Below are 18,186 nucleotides of genomic sequence, written 5' to 3'. Positions count from 1 at the left end.
ACATCACCCCTTGACGCCGCCAGCGGTCAAACCGCCGACGAGGTGTTTCTGAAGCGCGAAGAACAACGCCATGACCGGCGCGGAGACGATGAGCGCACCCGCGGCGAACTTGCCCCACTCCACCTTGTGCTCGCCGACGAAGCGCTGGAGCGCGACGGGCAGGGTGAAGCGGGACGGGTCATTGAGCAGCGTGGCGGCGAGGATGAACTCGTTCCACGCCGTCATGAAGGAGAAGAGCGCCGTCACGGCCAGCGCAGGCCGGGCCAGCGGGAGCACCACGCGCACGAACACCTGGAAGGTGGAGGCGCCGTCCATCACCGCCGCTTCCTCCAACTCGCGCGGCAGCGTGTCGAAGTAGCCCTTGAGGTTCCAGATGCAGAAGGGCAGGGCGGTGGTGGCGTAGACCAGGACGAGCCCCGTGAGGCTGTCCAGCAGGTGCAGCTTCTGGAGGATGCTGTAGATGGGCACCATCATCAGCGTCGCCGGGAACATCTGCGTCACCAGCAGCGCCTGCATCCCGCCTTCCTTGCCGGGAAACCGGAAGCGCGACAGCGCGTAGGCCGCGGACACCGCCAGCGTCAGGCCCACCAGCGTGGTGGCGCCCGCCACGACGATGCTCGCCAGGAGCTGCCGGCCGAACACCCACCGCCCCGCCGCGTCCGTGCCGGAGAGCACCTGACGGAAGTGCTCCAGCGTGACGGTTTCGGGGAAGGGGTTGGCGGTGAGCGCCAGCCCATCCGTGGGCGACAGCGCCATCTTCACCACCCAGAGCACCGGGTAGAGCGTGGCCATGCACAGCAGCGTCAGCCCGGCGTGGATGGCGGCCATCTTCAAGCGCGAGGGGCGGTTCATCCCATCACCTCCGAGGACGACCGCATCAACCGCTTGGTGAAGGCGGACCAGACCAGCAGCACCACGAAGATGAGGACCGAGTACGCCGCCGCGAAGCCGTACTGCTCGTTGCGCTGGAAGGCCCAACGGTAGGCCTCCGACACCAGGATGTCGGTGCCGCCGCCCGGCTCACCGCCGGACACCAGGTAGATGATGTTGAACATGTTGAAGGTCCACACGCTGCCCAGGATGACGGCCGGCAGCATGGCGGGCCTCAGCAGCGGCAGGGTGATGCGGCGGAACTGCGTCCACTTGCTCGCGCCGTCCACCTCCGCGGCTTCGTAGAGCTCCTGAGGGATGGACTGGAGCGCGCCCAGCGCCACCACCATCATGAAGGGAAAGCCCAGCCAGGTGTTGGTGGCCACGTTGGCCGCGAAGGCCGTGGAGAAGCGGGTGAACCAGCTCACCGGCTCCAGGTCCAGGGCGACCAGCAGGCCGTTGATGGCGCCGAACTGCCGGTGGAACATGCCCTTCCACATGAGCGCGGTGATGTAGTTGGGCACGGCCCAGGGGATGATGAGCAGCACCCGGTAGACCCCCCGCAGCTTCAGCAGCGGATCCTTCAGCAGCAGCGCCAGGAACAGGCCGATGCTGACGTGGAGCACCACGTTGACCACCGCCCACAGCAGCGTCACAGCCAGCGTGAAATAGAAGGAGAGGGGCTCGGTGATGCTGTAGCCGCGGCTGGCCAGGATATCCACGAAGTTGGCCAGGCCCACGAAGGAGTATTCCCCCGCCTCGTGGTGGAATAGCGACAGGCTGAGGCCCACCGCGAAGGGGACGAACACCAGCAGCGCCACGCCGGCCGCCGCGGGGGTGATGTACGCCACCGCCTGCGCCACATCCGGATAACGGCGCTTGAAGGGCAGCGTCGCCGCCGGGCGCCGCAGCACATAGACGGAGCCGCCCAGCGCCATGGCGCCCACCAGGCCCAGCCAGGGCATGGGACTGGCGTCGGGCGGGCGCTCGCGGTGCAGCGCGCGGTAGCGCCGGTCCGCCAGTGCGCCCGCGTCCTGGGGCGCGGTGCCGCCCTGGAGCACCGCGCGCAGCGCCAGCTTCATGGGCTCCCAGACGCGCGCCATCTCCAGCGTGTTGGGCATGGGCGTGGCGTGGCGGGCCGCCTCGCGGAAGGAGGAGATGAGCGTGTCCTCCCGCACCTCCTTCAGCGCGTACGCGGCCACGTCCGCCGGAATCTGCCGGCCTACCATGGCCCGCACGCGCGAGGCCTCGCCCAGGGAGATGAAGCGCGCCAGCGCCTGGGCCTGCTCCGCTCGCTCGGAGCGCGCGGAGACGTAGGCCGTCTCCACGCCCAGGAAGGGGCGGATGGGGATGTTCGTGGTGCTCACCGTCGGCAGCCCCACCACGCGGTATTCCACCTGGGGGGCAATCTCCCCGGCGAACCACGGCCCGCTGATGATCATGGCGGCGCGGCCGTCGTTGAAGAGGCTCTTCACCAGCGCGCCCGAGGCCTCCTGGGGGATGAAGCGCTGGTCCTGCAGGTCCTTCACAAAGGCCAGGGAGCGGGCCATCCCCTGTGTGTCGAAGCTCGCGCGGCCGTTTGCATCGAACAACTCGCCGCCGAAGCCGAAGAGGAAGCCCGCGTGGAAGTAGAAGTCGCCGCTCTCGTAGGCCAGCCCGAAGCGGCCCGCGCCCGCGTCCGACAGCGCGGGCAGCATCGCCAGCAGCGCGTCCGTCGTCTCTGGCGGCTGGGGCACGAGCTTCGTGTTGACGTAGAGCGCCAGCGACTTGAGCGACATGGGATAGCCGTACACCTGGCCATCCACCTCCAGCGCCTCCACGGCGTTGGGGAAGTAGTCCTCGCGCGCCAGTCCACTGGCGGGAGCCACCAGGTGCATCGCGTGGAAGTTGCGCAGTCGCTCGTGGTTGAAGATGAAGACATCCGGGCCCACGCCATGGGGAATGGCGTTGGTCAGCTTGGCCGCGTAGGCGTCGTAGGGCAGGGCGAGCAGCTCCACCTGGACGCCTGTCTTCGAGGTGAAGAGCTCCGTGGCCTGGACGAGCGCCATCTCCTCGCCGCCGCGGTACGCGTGCCACAGCTTCAACGGCTTCTCCGTCGCGGGCGCCGCGTGCGCGCTCAGCGCCGTGGCGAGCAGCGCCAGGCCGAGCCACCGGCTCACGACGCGATCTCCATCGCGGCGCGCTGCTCCGGATGGCGCAGCGCCTTCGCGCCGTCCTTGGAGAAGACGTGCAGCGCGTCCGCCACGGGGGCCAGGTGCACCTTGTCACCCACCGCGACGTTCACGCCCTTGTCGAAGCGAGCCGCCACCAGTCCGGCTTCCGTTTTGACGAAGGCGTACCCGTCGAAGCCCAGTCGCTCCACAGCGTCCACGGTGCCGGTGAGGGGCCCCTGGGACTCCACGCGCAAATCCTGGGGACGCAGGCCCAGCAGCACCGTGGTTTCCTCCGGGGGCACGTCCGCCGGACAGGGCAGGGTGAAGCCCTTGCCGGTAAACTGGGCCCCCTCTCGCCGCGCCTCCAGGAAGTTCATGGAGGGGGAGCCGAGGAACCCCGCGACGAACTGGTTGGCGGGGCGGTTGTAGAGCTCCAGCGGCGGGCCCACCTGCTGGAGGAGCCCGCCATTGAAGACGGCCACGCGGGTGGCCAGCGTCATCGCCTCCACCTGGTCGTGGGTGACGTAGATCATCGTCGCGCTCAGCCGGCGGTGCAGCCGCGCCAGCTCGCCGCGCATCTGGACCCGGAGCGCGGTGTCCAGGTTGGAGAGGGGCTCGTCGAAGAGGAAGACCTTGGGGCGGCGGACGATGGCTCGCCCCATGGCCACGCGCTGGCGTTGGCCGCCGGACAGGGCCTTGGGCTTGCGCTCCAGCAGGTGGCCCAGCTCCAACATTCCGGCCACCTCCTGCACGCGCGACGCAATCTCCGCGGCGGGGAACTTCCGGAGCGTCAGGCCGAAGGCCAGATTCTCCCGCACCGTCATGTGCGGGTAGAGCGCATAGGACTGGAACACCATTGCAACGTCTCGGTCACGAGGCGGAACGTCGTTCACCCGGGCGCCGCCAATGCGCACCTCGCCCGCGTCCACCTGTTCCAGGCCCGCGATGAGCCGTAGCAAGGTCGTCTTCCCGCAGCCAGACGGGCCGACCATCACCAGGAATTCACCTTCACCCACCTGAAGGTCCACGCCCTTCACGATGAGGTTCTGGCCAAACGACTTCTTGATCCCGCTCAGGGTGACTTCGGACAAGTCGTGCTCGGAGAAATTGATGGGAAGACGGTCGCGCACCTTACCCGGACGCTTCTTGTTTCCTCAAACCTCCTTGGTTGCTTGCGCTGCATCCTTCCGGCGCGTGCGCCAGTGAACGAAGGTCTGTTCCCGATTGGAAACCCGGACCCAGTCTTGTCAGGCATGGAAGGCGCTTGTTATGGAACCGGAGTTTGATTGCCGGGCCGAGTCATGTCCGGACCTCGAGGTCAGCCTACCTGATGCTCACTCACAGAATGTCCCGCCTCGTGGGCGCGGCGCTGTCCACCGCCCTGTTCATCACTGGCTGTAGCGAGAGCGACTACGTCCGGCTGTACCACAGTGATGCTCGGGCCCCGAGCTACTCGGTGGACGACATCGAGTCCCTTCGCCAGATCGGCCCCACCTTCGTGGACAAGGGCGTGAACTTCGCCCTGTACTCGGAGAACGCCACCCGGCTGGAGCTGCTGCTCTTCGAGGACCCGGAGAGCAACCGCCCGGCGCGCGCCTATGAGATGACACGCTATGGCGACGTGTGGAGCGTCTACGTGGAAGGCGTGGGCGTGGGACAGCACTACGGCTTCCGCGCATGGGGACCCAACTGGGAGTTCGACCCGCGGTGGTTCCCCGGGTCCATCCACGGCTTCAAGGCGGACGCGGACGTCTACGGCAACCGCTTCAATCCCAACAAGCTGCTCACGGACCCGTACTCCAAGGCCCTGCACCGCGACCACGACTGGAGCAAGGGCAGCACGGCCAGCGGTCCGGCTCGCACGGAGGTGACCTACGCGGCCTCCGCCAAGAGCGTGCTCGTCAAGAGCGGCGACTACCAGTGGGGTGAGGCGGAGCAGCAGTGGCGCGCCAACCGCCAGGACGAGAACTGGCAGGGTCACGGCTGGCAGGACCTCATCGTCTACGAGGTCCACGCCAAGGGCTTCACGGCGGACCCCGCCAGCGGCGTTCGCTTCCCGGGCACCTACCGCGGCTTCGGTGAGAAGGCGGCCTACCTGGCCGAGCTGGGCATCACCGCGGTGGAGCTGCTGCCCATCCACGAGAAGCCGCTGGACGGTGGCTACTGGGGCTACCAGACCATCAACTTCTTCGCGCCCGAGCTGTCCTACGCCGCCTTCAAGGAGCCGCACCAGGTCATCAACGAGTTCAAGTGGATGGTGGAGCAACTCCACAAGCACGGCATCGAGGTGATTATCGACGTCGTCTACAACCACACCGGCGAGGGGGGCCTCTGGCGCGAGAAGTTGGAGACGGATGACGTCATGCCCGGCGAGCCGCTGGAGTCCCTGGACCCCGCGGAGACGGCTGGCCTCTATTCGTTCCGCGGCATCGACAACCAGGCGTATTACGCGCTCAACCCGGACCGCCGCACGTATTGGAACAACACCGGCGTCGGTAACCAGACGCGCCCCAACCACCGGCCCACGCGCAAGCTCATCATCGACAGCCTGCGCTTCTATGTGGAAGAGCTCCACGTGGACGGCTTCCGCTTCGACCTGGCGCCCATCCTGGGTGAGCGCGACGGCGACTACAACCGCTGGGACGACCCGCGCAACACCGTGCTCCAGGATGTCATCGACGACCCGGTGCTCCAGAAGTACAACACCCGCATCATGGCCGAGCCGTGGAGCGCGGGCGGCTGGTACTGCATGCCGCTGGGCGAGTTCCCCAACGCCAAGACGCAGCCGGGCAATGGCTGGTACGAGTGGAACGGCCGCTTCCGCGACTGGTGGCGCGCGTTCATGAACCAGGACGGTTGGAAGCTCAACTCCAACGAGGGTTCGCTGTGTGGCCGGCCTGGCACGGTGGACGGCGGCTTCCTGATGTACGGCAGCCAGGAGTGGTTCGAGCGCAATGGCCGCCGCCCGTATCACTCCATGAACTTCATCACCGTGCACGACGGCTTCACGATGTACGACCTGTTCGCGTACGACGAGAAGCAGAACCGCTGCGGTCCGTTGAACCCGGTGTGCTGTGACACACCGAACAGCCCCTTCTGCGACAAGGTCAGCGGCGAGGATCACAACCGTTCCCGCAACTGGGGTCCGATTGGCGACGAGCGCGCGGAGAGCATGCGGCGGCAGATGATGCGCAATGCCTTCATGTCGATGATGATCAGCCACGGCACGCCGATGATTCTGGGCGGCGACGAGTGGATGCGCACGCAGCTGGGGAACAACAACGCCTACTCCACGCTGTCCGACAACCCCTTCAACTGGTACCAGTGGGGGACGTATCTGGCGCGCGACGAACGTCACCGCATGTTCGAATTCGTGAAGGCAGCCATCCGCCTGCGCAAGGAGCACGCCTACGCCTTCGCGCCGAAGGACTACGGCAAGGGCGCGCCGCTGGCTTGGAAGAGTGCCCAGAACACCGAGGCGGCGTGGGACAGCAAGCAGTTGATGATTCACTACCACGACGCGTCCTACGGGCCGGAGCTGCTGGTGCTCATCAACATGGAGCCCCGCGCGGTGACGTTCACGCTGCCCGAAGGCCGCAAGTGGACGCGGCTCATCGACACGCAGGCGTACTTCGACAGCCCTACCTATCTCACGACGGCGGGCCTGGACAGCCGGTCCACGGGTAACTCGTGGCTGGATGCACCGTCACCAGTGAACGGTCCGACGTACGGGATGCCGGAAAGAACCATCGTCATCCTGCGTGCGGAGTAGGCAGGCAAGCAGGTTGCGCTATAAGCGGGGCCCGCCCATGCGAGTCCTGCCTGCGCGCCTCGGCGCCATCCTGTTGTCGTTCCTGCCGCTCGTTGCCCTGGCCGATGCGCCTCGCGATCGCTTCGGGGCCGCGGGTTATTTCCGCATCATGACCCGCCCGGACTTCGCGGGCGGCTCGGGCCAGTTGGGCTATTACTGGCTCTACGGTCGGCTCCTCAACGAAAGCCCTTACGGTGAGCTCAACCTCCGGCTGGACGCGTTGCAGGCCACGCCGGGGACCGACGAGGTGTGGGCCGAGGTCCACTCCCGTATCTCTGGCAGGTCGTTTCGTTCGGCGGACCCCGGTAATGGCTCGCTGGTGAACTTCAGCGCTGACTACCTCTTCGTCCGCGCCGGCAACATCCTGCTGGACCGGGTGACGTGGCAGCTCGGCACGCTCGAGGACCGCTGGAACGACCTGCACATCTACGACCAGCGTCCTGGCACGCTGCTCTGGGACACGGTGGGCCTGTCCGGCACGTACCAGGGCGACCGCTACGACGTCCTGCTGGCGGTGGGGGACAGCGGCTACACGCTGCGCCCGAACAACTACAACACGGTGCTGACGGGCGCCGCGTCGTTCCGCTACCGGTTGATTCCCGGTCACCTGGAGGTGGGTATCCGCGGCCAGGTGGGCTACGAGCCCGCGGTGCGCGGCAACCGGAACGCGCTCTACGCGTCGCCCGGGACCAGCTACGAGAACTTCGCGCGGCGCGAGGTGGTGCGGCGCTACTTCGAGGCCAACCCGGGCGCGGAGGACCTGGTCCCGGACCTCAAGGCCCGTAGCGCGCTGTCGTACCGGGCCATGGGCTATCTGGGCTTCGGCGGGGTGGGGCCGCTGGTGTGGAGCAACCTGTACCTGACCTTCGAGAAGCGCCACCCGCAGCCCTTCTACACGGAGAACTTCCGGGGCCGGGACTGGACCGTGTACGTCACGGACCAGACCGACGAGCGCTACGACGCCAACCTCGGCAACGAGGCCTACCTGCGCATCATCCCCGACAAGCTGGAGGCGCTCTGGGGCGTGTGGGCGGGTTACTCGTTCAACAAGGACAACACGATTGCCGCGGGCGAGGACAACCGCGTCATCGCCTCCACGGTGCTCCGCCTTCAGTACTTCCTCACCGACAGGGTTCACCTCCTGGTGGAGAGCAGCGTCGCGCGCGAGAAGAGCCTGAACGGCAATCTCTACCGCAACCATGTGGACTCGGTGTTCACCAGCACCGACGGCATGGCGGACGCGCGCGGCCTGGAGTTCGGTGACAGCGACACGCGCGACACCTGGCAGTTCAAGGCCGGTGTGGTGCTCAACCCCACGGGCCGCAGCATCTACGCGCGCCCCAGTCTGCGGCTGCTGTACGGGCTCCAGCGCTCCACCCAACATGCGGCGTTCGGCAACTCCTTCGTGGACAGCCTGGACCAGTACAACGTTTACGTCGGCCCCGAGCGTCACTGGCACTCGGTGGTCGCGATCGAGGCCGAAGGATGGTTCTGACAAGGCGATGGAGCGTGGTGGTCTCCCTCACGGCGGCGCTGGCCGCGGTGACGCTCGCGGCGTGTCTGCCCCGCGCGGCGCCTCCACCCCTGGCGCCCAGCGGCACGGTGGTCGCCGTGGCCTACGTGCGGGATGACGCGAGGCGGGCCGGCGTGGTGGCGGACGTCCCGGAAGGACTGAAGCAGCGCATCGCGGAGACCCTGGCCAGGCGCAACCTGCGCGTGGAGGTGGTGCCCTACGCGGACTACGCCGCCTACTTCGCGAAGGTGCGCGATTCGCAGCGCCGCTTCGAGATGCTGAAGGCGCTGACGCCGGAGGCGCCGCTGCACCTGCTGGTGGAGACGCGGGTGTCGTTCTTCAGCCAGGTGGGGGGCCGCTTCTCGTGGGACATCTCGGTGCGGACCACGGGCGCGCGCGCGGACTCCGCCATGGCGCCCACCGTCGTCACCCAGGACTACGGCGCGGCGCTTCAGTTCGACCAGCAGCGCGAGGACGATGCGCAGTTGGAGGTGGCCACGCAGATCGCCGGGCAGGCGGGCGCGCTGTTCGACTCCTTCCTGGCCTCGCCCTTCCTGGTGCCGGACACGGACGGTGGTCCGGGCACGGTGCCGGGGCTCGACGCGCCGGCCGGACCGGGCATCGAGCCGGGCACGGGCACGCCGGCCGTGCCCGAGCCCTACCGGGGTTCGTGGGAGCCGCCGGCGGGAGACGCGGTCTACTTCGTGATGGTGGACCGCTTCTCCAATGGAGACCCGAAGAACGACGGTGCGGTGGACCTGGAGGACGCGCAGGCCTTTCACGGCGGAGACCTGCAAGGTGTCATTGACCGACTGGACGGGCTGCAGCAGCTCGGTGTCCGCACGGTGTGGCTTTCACCCGTCTTCCAGATGCGCACCGACAAGTTCCATGGGTACGGCGCCTTCCACGGTTACTGGGTGGAGGACTTCGGCCGGGTGGAGCCGCGCTTCGGAGACGAGGCCCTGCTGAAGACGCTGGCGGCGGAGTTGCGCCGCCGGGACATGCGGCTGGTGCTGGACGTGGTGCTCAACCACGTGGGGCCGGAGACGCGCCTGTCGCGTGAGCGGCCCGACTGGTTTCACGGCCTGGGGCCCATCAAGGACTGGGACGATTCACGCGAGCTGGTGATGGGAGACGTGCACGGCCTGCCGGACCTCGCCGTGGAGAGGGAAGACGTGTACGCGCACCTGCTGGCGCATTCGCGCCGGTGGGTGGACGTGCTCCAGCCCGCGGGCTTCCGGCTGGACGCGGTGAAGCACATGCCCACCTCCTTCTGGGCTCGCTACAACGACGACTTGCGCCAGCACGCGGGGCCGGACTTCCTGCTGTTGGGGGAGATGCTGGACGGCGACCCGGTGCTGCTGTCGAACACGATGAAGGAAGGCCGCTTCGGGACGATGTTCGACTTTCCGCTGGCCTTCGCGCTGGTGGACGTCTTCTGCAGGGACCGCTCCCCGTCGCACCTGGGCGCCATCCTCTTCAACGACCGGCTCTATCCGGCGCCGGGCTCGCTCGTGACGATGGTGGACAACCACGACCTGCCCCGGGTGATGAGTGAGTGCGGTGGTGACGTGGAGCGGGTGAAGCGGGCGCTGGCGGTGCAGCTCACCGCGCGCGGCGTGCCGGCGCTCACCTACGGCACCGAGGAGGGCCTGACGGGCGCGAAGGAGCCGGAGAACCGGGGCGACATGCGCTTCACGAACCACCCGCTGCGGTCGTGGATTGGCGGGCTGCTGGCGTTGCGTCGAGGCAGTGAGGCCCTCCAGCGTGGCGAGACGTTGATGCTCGCCGCCCGGGAGGACCTCTTCGCCTACGCCCGCGTCACCGCCGACGAGGCCGTCGTCATCGCCGTGAATACCCGTAACAGCGCCGTGGACGTGCCGCTGCCTGACGGGCTGGCCGGCGCGAAGCTGGAGCCACTGGCCCTGGCGCCGCCGCTGGCCGCCGGGGGCGCGGGCTTCATGCGCGTGCCCGCCGGCGAGGTGGCCCTGGCGCGGCTGAAGCCCCAGGCGGCGGGCGGCTTTGCCACGGCGGCGAAGCTCGCGGGTCTGCGGTGGCGGGGGCTGGGCACGCGGCGCCAGGTGGAGCTGGCCGTGGGTGACCCGTCGGTGCGGTTGGTGGGCAGCGGGCCGGAGATGGGCGGGTGGAAGCCCGAGCGCTCGCTTCGTCCAGGGCCCGACGGCTTCTCGCTGTCGCTGCCCGTGGGCGCCGTCTTCGAGTACAAGCTCTTGCGCGGCGGCTCCCAGGGCACTTTTGACTGGGAGGACGGCGCCAATCGTCTGCTGTTCGTGGACGAAGGCACCGGGCCGCTGCGCCAGACGCTGGCGTGGAGCCAGCGCTGACCGCACCTGTTTCATTTCGCCCCGCCTGGCGCGGGGCCCACTCCGAGGTTCGAAGTGAACGACCGACTCCTCCGCGCGGCGCGCCGCCAGCCCACAGACACGACGCCGGTATGGCTGATGCGCCAGGCGGGCCGCTACCTGCCCGAGTACCGGGCCATCCGCGGGAACATCGCCTTCCTGGACCTGTGCAAGCACCCGGACCTGGCCGCGGAAGTCACCGTCCAGCCGGTGACGCGCCTGGGAGTGGACGCGGCCATCATCTTCTCGGACATCCTCATCCCCGTGGAGGCCATGGGCATCACCCTGGAGCTGGGGGACAAGGGGCCGCACTTCCCCGACCCCGTGCGCTCCGCGGCGGACATCGACAAGCTGGGCGTGCCGGACCCGGTGGAGGGCACCGGCTTCGTGGCCGAGGCCATCCGCCGCACGCGCAAGGCACTCAATGACTCCGTGCCCGTCATCGGCTTCGCGGGCGCGCCCTTCACCCTGGCCGCGTACATGGTGGAGGGGGGCGGCTCCAAGAGCTACATCCTCATCAAGCGGCTGATGTTCGAGCAGCCCGAGCTGGCGCACCGCCTCTTCGGCAAGCTCACCGACACGCTCATCCCCTACTTGAAGATGCAGGTGGAGGCGGGCGCGAGCATCGTCCAGATTTTCGACTCGTGGGGCGGCGCGCTGTCGCCCTGGGACTACGAGCGCTTCTGTATTCCCTACCTCAAGCGCATGGTGTCCGAGCTGAAGGCCACCGGCGTGCCCGTCATCGTGTTCGGCGTGGGCATGTCCTCGCACCTGCCGCTGCTCAAGAGCACCGGCGCGGACGTGGTGGGCCTGGACTGGACGCTGCCCATGGACCAGGGCCGGAAGGTGCTGGGGCCGGACGTGGCGGTGCAGGGCAACCTGGACCCGCTGCACCTGTTCCTCCCCCGAGAGGAGCTGGACGGCCGCGTGAAGGACATCCTCCGCCGCGCGGGCCCCGAAGGGCACATCTTCAACCTGGGCCACGGCATCCTCCCGCCCACGGACCCCGACGCCGCGAAGTTCCTGGTGGACGCCGTCCACCGCCACGGCGTGGCCCTGCGCCAGGGTACGCTGGGCGCCTAGGGGCGCCTTCCCCGGGGCGGACAGTCGCCCCGGGGGGAGTGTCCACCGATTGATTTTTGAATCAACGGACGATTGACGCGGCGCATCGCCGCTCGTTAGATGCCCACCTCCCGACTTCGCTGGAGGTGTGGCACACATGGCAAGCGAGAAGCGCAACGGCCCCCGAAGGGTGGCCATCGTCCGCGGCCTACGGACCCCGTTCGTCAAGGCGGGCTCCGTCTTCTCAGGGCTGACGGCGCTGGATTTGGGCCGCCTGGTGGTCCAGGAGCTGGTCCAGAAGACGGACCTGGACCCGAACGTCATCGACCAGGTGGTGTTCGGCCAGGTCATCCCCACGTTGACGGCCCCGTCCATTGCCCGCGAGGTCGTCATCGCGGCGGGGCTGCCGAAGAAGATTGATGCCTTCACGGTGTCGCGCGCGTGCGCCACGTCCATCCAGGCGATGACGACGGCGGCCAACGCGATTGCCACGGGCGAGGCGGACGTCATCATCGCCGGTGGCACCGAGTCCATGTCGGACGCGCCCATCTTCACCAGCCGGCCGCTGGCCCACGCGCTGGTGGCGGCGTCCAAGGGGCGCTCGCTGCCGGACAAGCTCAAGCCCTTCCAGCGTCTCAAGGCCAAGGATTTGCTGCCGGTGCCCCCGGCCATCGCCGAGTACTCCACCGGCATGACGATGGGGGAGAGCGCGGAGAAGATGGCCAAGGAGAACGGCATCTCCCGCGAGGAGCAGGACCGCATCGCCTTCAACTCGCACCGCAACGCGGCCAAGGCGTGGAAGGACGGCCTGTTCGACAACGAGGTCATGCACGTCGTCGTGCCGCCGAAGTTCGACAAGACGGCGGAGCGCGACAACATCGTCCGTGAGGACTCCAGCATGGAGGCGCTGGGGCAGCTCAAGCCGGCGTTCGACCGCAAGTACGGCACGATTACGGCGGGCAACGCGTCGCCGCTGACGGACGGCGCCGCGGCGCTGCTGCTGATGAGCGAGGAGAAGGCGCGCGCGCTGGGCTACGAGCCGCTGGGCTTCCTGCGCAGCCACGCCTACGCGGCCACGGACCCGGGCGACCAGCTGCTCCAGGGCCCGGCCTACGCGGTGCCCACGGCGCTCAAGCGCGCGGGCATGACGCTGGCGGACATCGACCTGGTGGAGATGCACGAGGCCTTCGCCGCGCAGGTGGCCAGCAACATCCAGGCGCTGGCGTCCCCGGCCTTCGCGAAGAAGGCGGGCTGGAGCGCACCGGTGGGCGAAATCGACCGGGAGCGGCTGAACGTGACGGGTGGCTCCATCGCCATCGGTCATCCCTTCGGGGCAACGGGGGCGCGCATCGTCACCCAGGCCCTCAATGAGCTGAAGCGTCGGAACAAGAACACGGCGATGTGCACCGTCTGCGCGGCGGGCGGCCTGGGCGCAGTCGTCATCCTGGAGCGTGCGTGATGGCCACCAAGGCGGAAGAGCTCGAGGTGAAGCAGGGCTTCTCGTACCGGGTGGAGGACGGCGTCGCCGTCATCACCTTCGACCTGCCGGACTCGCCGGTGAACACGCTGTCGCCGGAGACGGGCGAGGCCTTCCTGCGCGTCATGGCGCGCGCGGAGCGCGAGCCCGAGGTGAAGGCCGTCGTCTTCACGTCCGGCAAGAAGGACTCGTTCGTCGCCGGGGCGAAAATCGACTTCCTGCAGACCATCAAGACGGCGGAGGAGGCCACCGCCATCAGCCGCAACGGGCAGGAGGGCTTCGACAAGCTGGCCGACTTCCCCAAGCCCGTCGTCGCGGCCATCCACGGCGCATGTCTGGGCGGCGGCCTGGAGTGGGCGCTGGCGTGTGACTACCGCATCGCCACCGACAGCCCGAAGACGTCGCTGGGGCTGCCGGAGGTGCAGCTGGGCCTGATTCCGGGCGCGGGCGGCACGCAGCGGCTGCCGGCGCTGATTGGCGTGCAGGCGGCGCTGGACCTCATCCTCACCGGCAAGAGCCTCAAGCCCGCGAAGGCGAAGAAGCTGGGCGTGGTGGATGAAGTGGTACCGACGCCCATCCTCCGCGCCGTCGCGGTGCGGCGCGCGAAGGAGCTGGCCGAAGGCAAGCTGAAGGTGGACCGCCGTCACGGTCAGGGCTTCAAGGGCGTGGCCGCGAACGGCAAGGCGAAGGGGCTGGCGGGCTTCATCCAGGGCTTGGCCAACAAGGAGCTGTGGGCGGAGGTGGCGCTGGAGGACAACCCGCTGGGCCGCAAGGTCCTCTTCGACCAGGCGCGCAAGCAGCTCCTGAAGAAGACGCGCGGCAAGTTCCCCGCGCCGGAGAAGGCGCTCCAGGTCGTGCGCGTGGGCCTGGAGTCCGGGCACAAGGCGGGCCAGGAGGCGGAAGCGAAGGCCTTTGGCGAGCTGGTGGTGTCGGACGTCTCCAAGCGGCTGGTGGAGATTTTCTTCGCCACCACGGCGCTGAAGAAGGAGAACGGCACCTCCAACCCCGACGCGAAGCCGCGCGAGGTGAAGAAGGTGGCGGTGCTGGGCGGCGGGCTGATGGGCGGCGGCATCGCCTATGTCACCAGCGTGCTCCAGGGCGTGCCCGTGCGCGTGAAGGACAAGGACGACGCGGGCGTGGGCCGGGCCATGAAGCAGGTGCAGTCCATCCTGGATGAGCGCGTGAAGCGGCGCTCACTCACACGCCGCGAGGCCACGGCGAAGTCGGCCCTGGTGACGGCGGGCACGGACTACAGCGGCTTCAAGTCCGCGGACCTGGTCATCGAGGCGGTGTTCGAGGACCTCAAGCTCAAGCACCGCATCATCGCGGAGGTGGAGGCCGTCACCGGCGACCAGACCATCTTCGCGTCCAACACCTCCAGCATCCCGATTACGGAGCTGGCCAAGGGCAGCCGCCGGCCGGCGCAAGTCATTGGCATGCATTACTTCAGCCCGGTCCACAAGATGCCGCTGCTGGAGATCATCACCCACGCGGGCACCGCGGACTGGGTGACGGCCACCTGCGTGGAGGTGGGGCGCAAGCAGGGCAAGACGGTCATCGTCGTCAACGACGGGCCGGGCTTCTACACCTCGCGCATCCTCGCCCCGTACATGAACGAGGCGGCGTACCTGCTGGCGGAAGGCGCGGACATCGCGGAGCTGGACAGGGCGCTGGTCGAGTTCGGCTTCCCCGTGGGCCCGATTACCCTCCTGGACGAGGTGGGCATCGACGTGGCGCAGAAGGTGGGCCCCATCATGGAGGCCGCCTTCGGCAAGCGCATGGCGGCGCCCAAGGCCCTGGAGAAGGTGGTGGCCGACGGCCGCCTGGGCCGCAAGACGCAGAAGGGCTTCTACCTGTACGAGGACGGGAAGAAGCAGGAGGTGGACAGCTCCATCTACGCCCTGCTGCCGCACGGCACGGAGCGCCGCTCCTTCGACCGCGCGGAGATGGCGGAGCGCGTGGTGCTGCAGATGGTCAACGAGGCCATCCGCTGCCTGGGCGAGGGCATCCTCCGCAGCGCGCGTGACGGCGACGTGGGCGCCATCTTCGGCTTGGGCTTCCCGCCCTTCCTGGGGGGCCCCTTCCACTACGTGGACAGCCGCGGCCCCGCCGAGGTGCTGCGCAAGCTGGAGCACTACCACGACAAGCTCGGGGAGCGTTTCGCCCCCGCGCCGCACCTGGTGGAGATGGTGAAGGCGGGCAAGACGTTCTACCCGCGCTGAGTCATTCCAGTGACTGCACCCGGGAGTCCCGCGTATCAGCGGCTCCCGGGCTTGACCGGAGGCCGTCTCTGGCCCGAGCCTCCCGGGCTCCATGGCACGCTCCGCGTCCCGCACCATCGTCCTCGTCGTCCTGTCGGCCGTCGTGGCCTGTGGCGCCGCCGCCACCGCCGGGGCCTGGCGCTTCTTCCACAAGGACCCCAACAACCCCGTCGTCCGGCTCGACGAGTACTTCACCATGGGCTGGGTGGCCTGGGATTCCAGCTGGTACATGCGGATTGCCCAGGAGGGCTACCAGTTCGTCCCGGGCCAGCAGAGCTCGGTGGCGTTCTTCCCGCTGTACCCGCTGCTCATCCGCGCGGTGGAGTCGCTGGGGCCCAATGTGTACCAGTCCGGCGTGCTCATCACGCTGCTGTGCGGCCCGCTGGCGTTGATGCTCTTCACCGTCTGGGCGCGCAAGCTGACGGACGAGGACACGGCGCTGAAGGCCGGGCTGCTGATGGCCTGCTACCCCTTCACGCTCTACTTCTACGGCGCCATGTATTCGGACGCGCTGTTCGTCCTGCTGGTGGTGGCGGCCTTCCTGCTGCTGGAGCGCGGGCACCTGGGGCCCGCCGTCCTCGTCGCGGCGGTGGCCACTGCGGCCCGGCCCGTGGCGCCCGCGGTGGTGCTGGGCCTGCTGGTGCGCCGCCTGGAGTGGAAGCACGCGCGTGGCGAGAAGTGGAGCGCGGTGGACTTCCTGCCAGTGCTGTCGGGCCTGGGCTTCGGCGCGTACATGCTCTTCCTGTGGCACCAGTTCGGTGACCCGGTGGCCTTCGTGAAGGTGCAGGGCTCGCCCGGCTGGGAGCAGATTCCGGGCTGGCACACGTGGCTGAAGGTGAGCTGGTTCGAGCGCGTCGTACTGGCGCCGCAGGACAAGCGCGAGGCCTTCCGGCTGGCCGCGCACGCCTTCTTCTCGTTGCTGGCGCTGGCGCTGGTGTGGCCTACGCGCAAGCTGCTGGGGTGGGGCTACGCCGTCTACGTGCTGGCCATCGTCGGGTTGCCCGCGTGGTCCACCAAGGACTTCATGGGCATGGGGCGCTACCTGCTGTCCGCCTTCCCCGTCTTCCTCACCGCGGCGATGCTCCTGCGCGAGCGGCCCTTGCTGCTGCGCGGGGCGCTGGCGGTGGGCGCCGCGTCGCTGCTCGTCCTCTCGTGGGCCTTCGGCGCGGACTACTACGTCTCATGAGTGACCTCCTCGAACAGGCCCTCCTTCGCTACGACGGGCTGCCCGTCGCCGAGCGCTTCCACGTCCACGCGCGGGCCTTCTCCGCGCCGCTGCTGGCCATGGCCGCGCGCACGCCCGTGGGCGCCGTGGCGGACATTGGCTGTGGGCACGGCTTGCTGTCCGCGCTGCTGGCCCTGGAGGACCCAGGCCGCACCGTGCACGGCGTGGACCCGGATTCGCGCAAGGTGGCCTGGGCACGGCGAGCGCTCGCGGGCCAGCCCAACGTGCGCATCGAGGAAGGCACCGTGGAGGAGACACTGGCCCGGGGCGCTTCCGGGCGCTTCGACGCGGCGGTGGTGTGCGACGTGCTGTACCTGCTGCCGGAGTCGAAGTGGTCCGGCTTCCTCTCCACCGTGCGGGGCCTGCTGAAGCCCGGCGGGCGGCTGCTGCTCAAGGAGGTGGAGGGTGACGGCTCCTGGAAGCACCGCAAGGCGCTGGCGCAGGAGTGGGTGATGGTGTCGCTGCTGGGCCGCACGAAGGCCAGCGGCGGCATGGCGCTGAAGCCTCGAGCCGAGATGACGCGCTACCTGAAGGACGCGGGCTTCGCGGTGCGCGAGGTGGTGGACCTGGGGCAGGGCTACACCACGCCGCACGTCCTCTACGTGGCGGAGAACAGCGTCCCGTAGCTGTGAAGCTCGATGCCGCGTTCTTGTAGCCGCGCCTTCACGCGCGCGCTGGTGAGGGCGGCCAGCTCCGCCTGCCAGCCGTAGCGCCACGCCGGGTCCTCGGGGACGTGCGGCGTGCCTTCACCCGGGTGACAGCCCAGCTCGAAGTCGCCCGCGGGCAGCGCGTCCACCACCGCGAGCAGGGCGGTTTCGTCCAGCATCCCCGCTTCGAAGACGCCGCCCGCGCTCACCCGGCGCACGCCCTTGGGGGCCCGAGGCGCGGCGCGCGCGAGCACGGCCAGCACCGTGGCCTTCAGCGCGGGGCCCGGCGCCTTCAGCCAGCGCGGGCGAGGGAGGGCGTCCGGCCAGCGCAGGGGCAGCCCTTCGCGCGCGGCCAGGGACTCAACCAGAGGACGTACACCGGGCAGCAGGTGCAGGTGCTGGTGCCCGTCCAGGTGGTCCACCGTCACGCCCAGGGCGCGGGCCCGCTGAAGCTGAGCGGAGAGCTCGCGCGCCAGCTCGTCCCGGCGCACCTGGCCGGTGAGCCAGGCGCGAGCGAAGTCGGCCCAGCTGCCACGCAACCGGCCCTCTGGGGCCACCGTGGGCACCTCGTGCGCGGGCGCCGCGGGAGGCAGCCGCGTGGAGAGCGCCAGGTGGAGGCCCACCGCGAGCCGTGCCTCCTTCGCGCGGGCGGCGGCCTCGGGCGCGGTGGGGCCCGTGGCCAGCAGCGTGGCGCTGGTGACGATGCCATCGCGGTGCGCGCGGAGGATGCCCGCGTCCAGCGAGGCATGGAGCCCCAGGTCGTCCGCGTTCACCACCAGGCGCGTGAGGGGGCGCGTCATTCGGGGC

Annotated in this window: 12 protein-coding genes; 8 read left to right on the top strand and 4 right to left on the bottom strand. The window is 69.0% G+C overall.

All coding sequences use genetic code 11. The annotated features are described in order from the left end of the window. Positions 1–3: 3 nt before the first annotated feature. Genes FL344_RS13480 through FL344_RS13470 form a run of 3 tightly spaced genes read right to left on the bottom strand, consistent with a single transcriptional unit; the run spans position 4 to position 4,114 of the window. Entirely contained in the window at positions 4–852 is an 849-nt protein-coding gene (locus FL344_RS13480; RefSeq protein ID WP_090490031.1) for a sugar ABC transporter permease, read from the bottom strand. Then, positions 849–3,029, bottom strand: coding sequence for an extracellular solute-binding protein (locus tag FL344_RS13475; RefSeq protein WP_141618808.1), 2,181 nt, complete (start codon positions 3,027–3,029; stop codon positions 849–851). Before FL344_RS13475 ends, FL344_RS13480 begins: the two co-directional genes overlap by 4 nt. Continuing rightward, positions 3,026–4,114, bottom strand: a complete 1,089-nt coding sequence (locus FL344_RS13470; RefSeq protein ID WP_194863096.1) for an ABC transporter ATP-binding protein — start codon at positions 4,112–4,114, stop codon at positions 3,026–3,028. Before FL344_RS13470 ends, FL344_RS13475 begins: the two co-directional genes overlap by 4 nt. A 254-nt stretch (positions 4,115–4,368) precedes the next feature. Between FL344_RS13470 and FL344_RS13465 the strand changes: the two genes are divergently transcribed. The 8 genes from FL344_RS13465 to FL344_RS13430 all read left to right on the top strand — a co-directional run bounded on the left by FL344_RS13465 (position 4,369) and on the right by FL344_RS13430 (position 17,358). Further along, positions 4,369–6,795 (top strand): glycogen-debranching protein, encoded by a 2,427-nt coding sequence (locus FL344_RS13465; protein WP_228565012.1) that lies wholly within the window; start codon positions 4,369–4,371, stop codon positions 6,793–6,795. A 37-nt stretch (positions 6,796–6,832) separates the two neighbouring features. After that, positions 6,833–8,329, top strand: coding sequence for a hypothetical protein (locus tag FL344_RS13460; protein ID WP_228558029.1), 1,497 nt, complete (start codon positions 6,833–6,835; stop codon positions 8,327–8,329). A gap of 14 nt (positions 8,330–8,343) precedes the next feature. Then, complete coding sequence (locus FL344_RS13455; protein WP_228565011.1) at positions 8,344–10,689, top strand: alpha-amylase family glycosyl hydrolase; 2,346 nt, start codon at positions 8,344–8,346, stop codon at positions 10,687–10,689. 54 nt (positions 10,690–10,743) lie between these two features. Then, positions 10,744–11,790: a uroporphyrinogen decarboxylase gene (gene hemE, locus FL344_RS13450; RefSeq protein WP_141618804.1), complete on the top strand. Its 1,047-nt coding sequence runs from the start codon at positions 10,744–10,746 to the stop codon at positions 11,788–11,790. A gap of 136 nt (positions 11,791–11,926) precedes the next feature. After that, the gene (fadI, locus tag FL344_RS13445; RefSeq protein ID WP_141618803.1) at positions 11,927–13,228 is read left to right on the top strand and encodes an acetyl-CoA C-acyltransferase FadI; all 1,302 of its coding nucleotides are present in this window, start codon (positions 11,927–11,929) and stop codon (positions 13,226–13,228) included. After that, positions 13,228–15,468, top strand: a complete 2,241-nt coding sequence (gene fadJ, locus FL344_RS13440) for a fatty acid oxidation complex subunit alpha FadJ (protein WP_141618802.1) — start codon at positions 13,228–13,230, stop codon at positions 15,466–15,468. The genes fadI and fadJ overlap by 1 nt, the downstream gene beginning before the upstream one ends. A gap of 91 nt (positions 15,469–15,559) precedes the next feature. Continuing rightward, positions 15,560–16,693, top strand: a complete 1,134-nt coding sequence (locus FL344_RS13435; RefSeq protein ID WP_141618801.1) for a mannosyltransferase family protein — start codon at positions 15,560–15,562, stop codon at positions 16,691–16,693. Then, entirely contained in the window at positions 16,690–17,358 is a 669-nt protein-coding gene (locus FL344_RS13430) for a bifunctional 2-polyprenyl-6-hydroxyphenol methylase/3-demethylubiquinol 3-O-methyltransferase UbiG (protein WP_141618800.1), read from the top strand. Before FL344_RS13435 ends, FL344_RS13430 begins: the two co-directional genes overlap by 4 nt. Here FL344_RS13430 and FL344_RS13425 read toward each other — a convergent pair. Beyond that, the gene (locus FL344_RS13425) at positions 17,331–18,179 is read right to left on the bottom strand and encodes a ChbG/HpnK family deacetylase (protein ID WP_141618799.1); all 849 of its coding nucleotides are present in this window, start codon (positions 18,177–18,179) and stop codon (positions 17,331–17,333) included. The genes FL344_RS13430 and FL344_RS13425 overlap by 28 nt on opposite strands. Between the last annotated feature and the right edge of the window lie 7 nt (positions 18,180–18,186).

This window comes from Myxococcus sp. AB036A, assembly GCF_006547355.1.
Taxonomy (GTDB): domain Bacteria; phylum Myxococcota; class Myxococcia; order Myxococcales; family Myxococcaceae; genus Myxococcus; species Myxococcus virescens.
Note: the sequence above shows the minus strand (reverse complement) of the source record. Positions and strands in the feature narration are given on the sequence as shown.

What these genes read in the sequence shown, in the direction of transcription:
- FL344_RS13465 (WP_228565012.1), top strand. Translation starts at nt 4,369, where the DNA reads ATGTCCCGCCTCGTGGGCGCGGCGCTGTCCACCGCCCTGTTCATCACT.
- fadI (WP_141618803.1), top strand. Translation starts at nt 11,927, where the DNA reads ATGGCAAGCGAGAAGCGCAACGGCCCCCGAAGGGTGGCCATCGTCCGC.
- FL344_RS13480 (WP_090490031.1), bottom strand. Translation starts at nt 852, where the DNA reads ATGAACCGCCCCTCGCGCTTGAAGATGGCCGCCATCCACGCCGGGCTG.
- FL344_RS13425 (WP_141618799.1), bottom strand. Translation starts at nt 18,179, where the DNA reads ATGACGCGCCCCCTCACGCGCCTGGTGGTGAACGCGGACGACCTGGGG.
- FL344_RS13435 (WP_141618801.1), top strand. Translation starts at nt 15,560, where the DNA reads ATGGCACGCTCCGCGTCCCGCACCATCGTCCTCGTCGTCCTGTCGGCC.
- FL344_RS13460 (WP_228558029.1), top strand. Translation starts at nt 6,833, where the DNA reads ATGCGAGTCCTGCCTGCGCGCCTCGGCGCCATCCTGTTGTCGTTCCTG.
- FL344_RS13430 (WP_141618800.1), top strand. Translation starts at nt 16,690, where the DNA reads ATGAGTGACCTCCTCGAACAGGCCCTCCTTCGCTACGACGGGCTGCCC.
- fadJ (WP_141618802.1), top strand. Translation starts at nt 13,228, where the DNA reads ATGGCCACCAAGGCGGAAGAGCTCGAGGTGAAGCAGGGCTTCTCGTAC.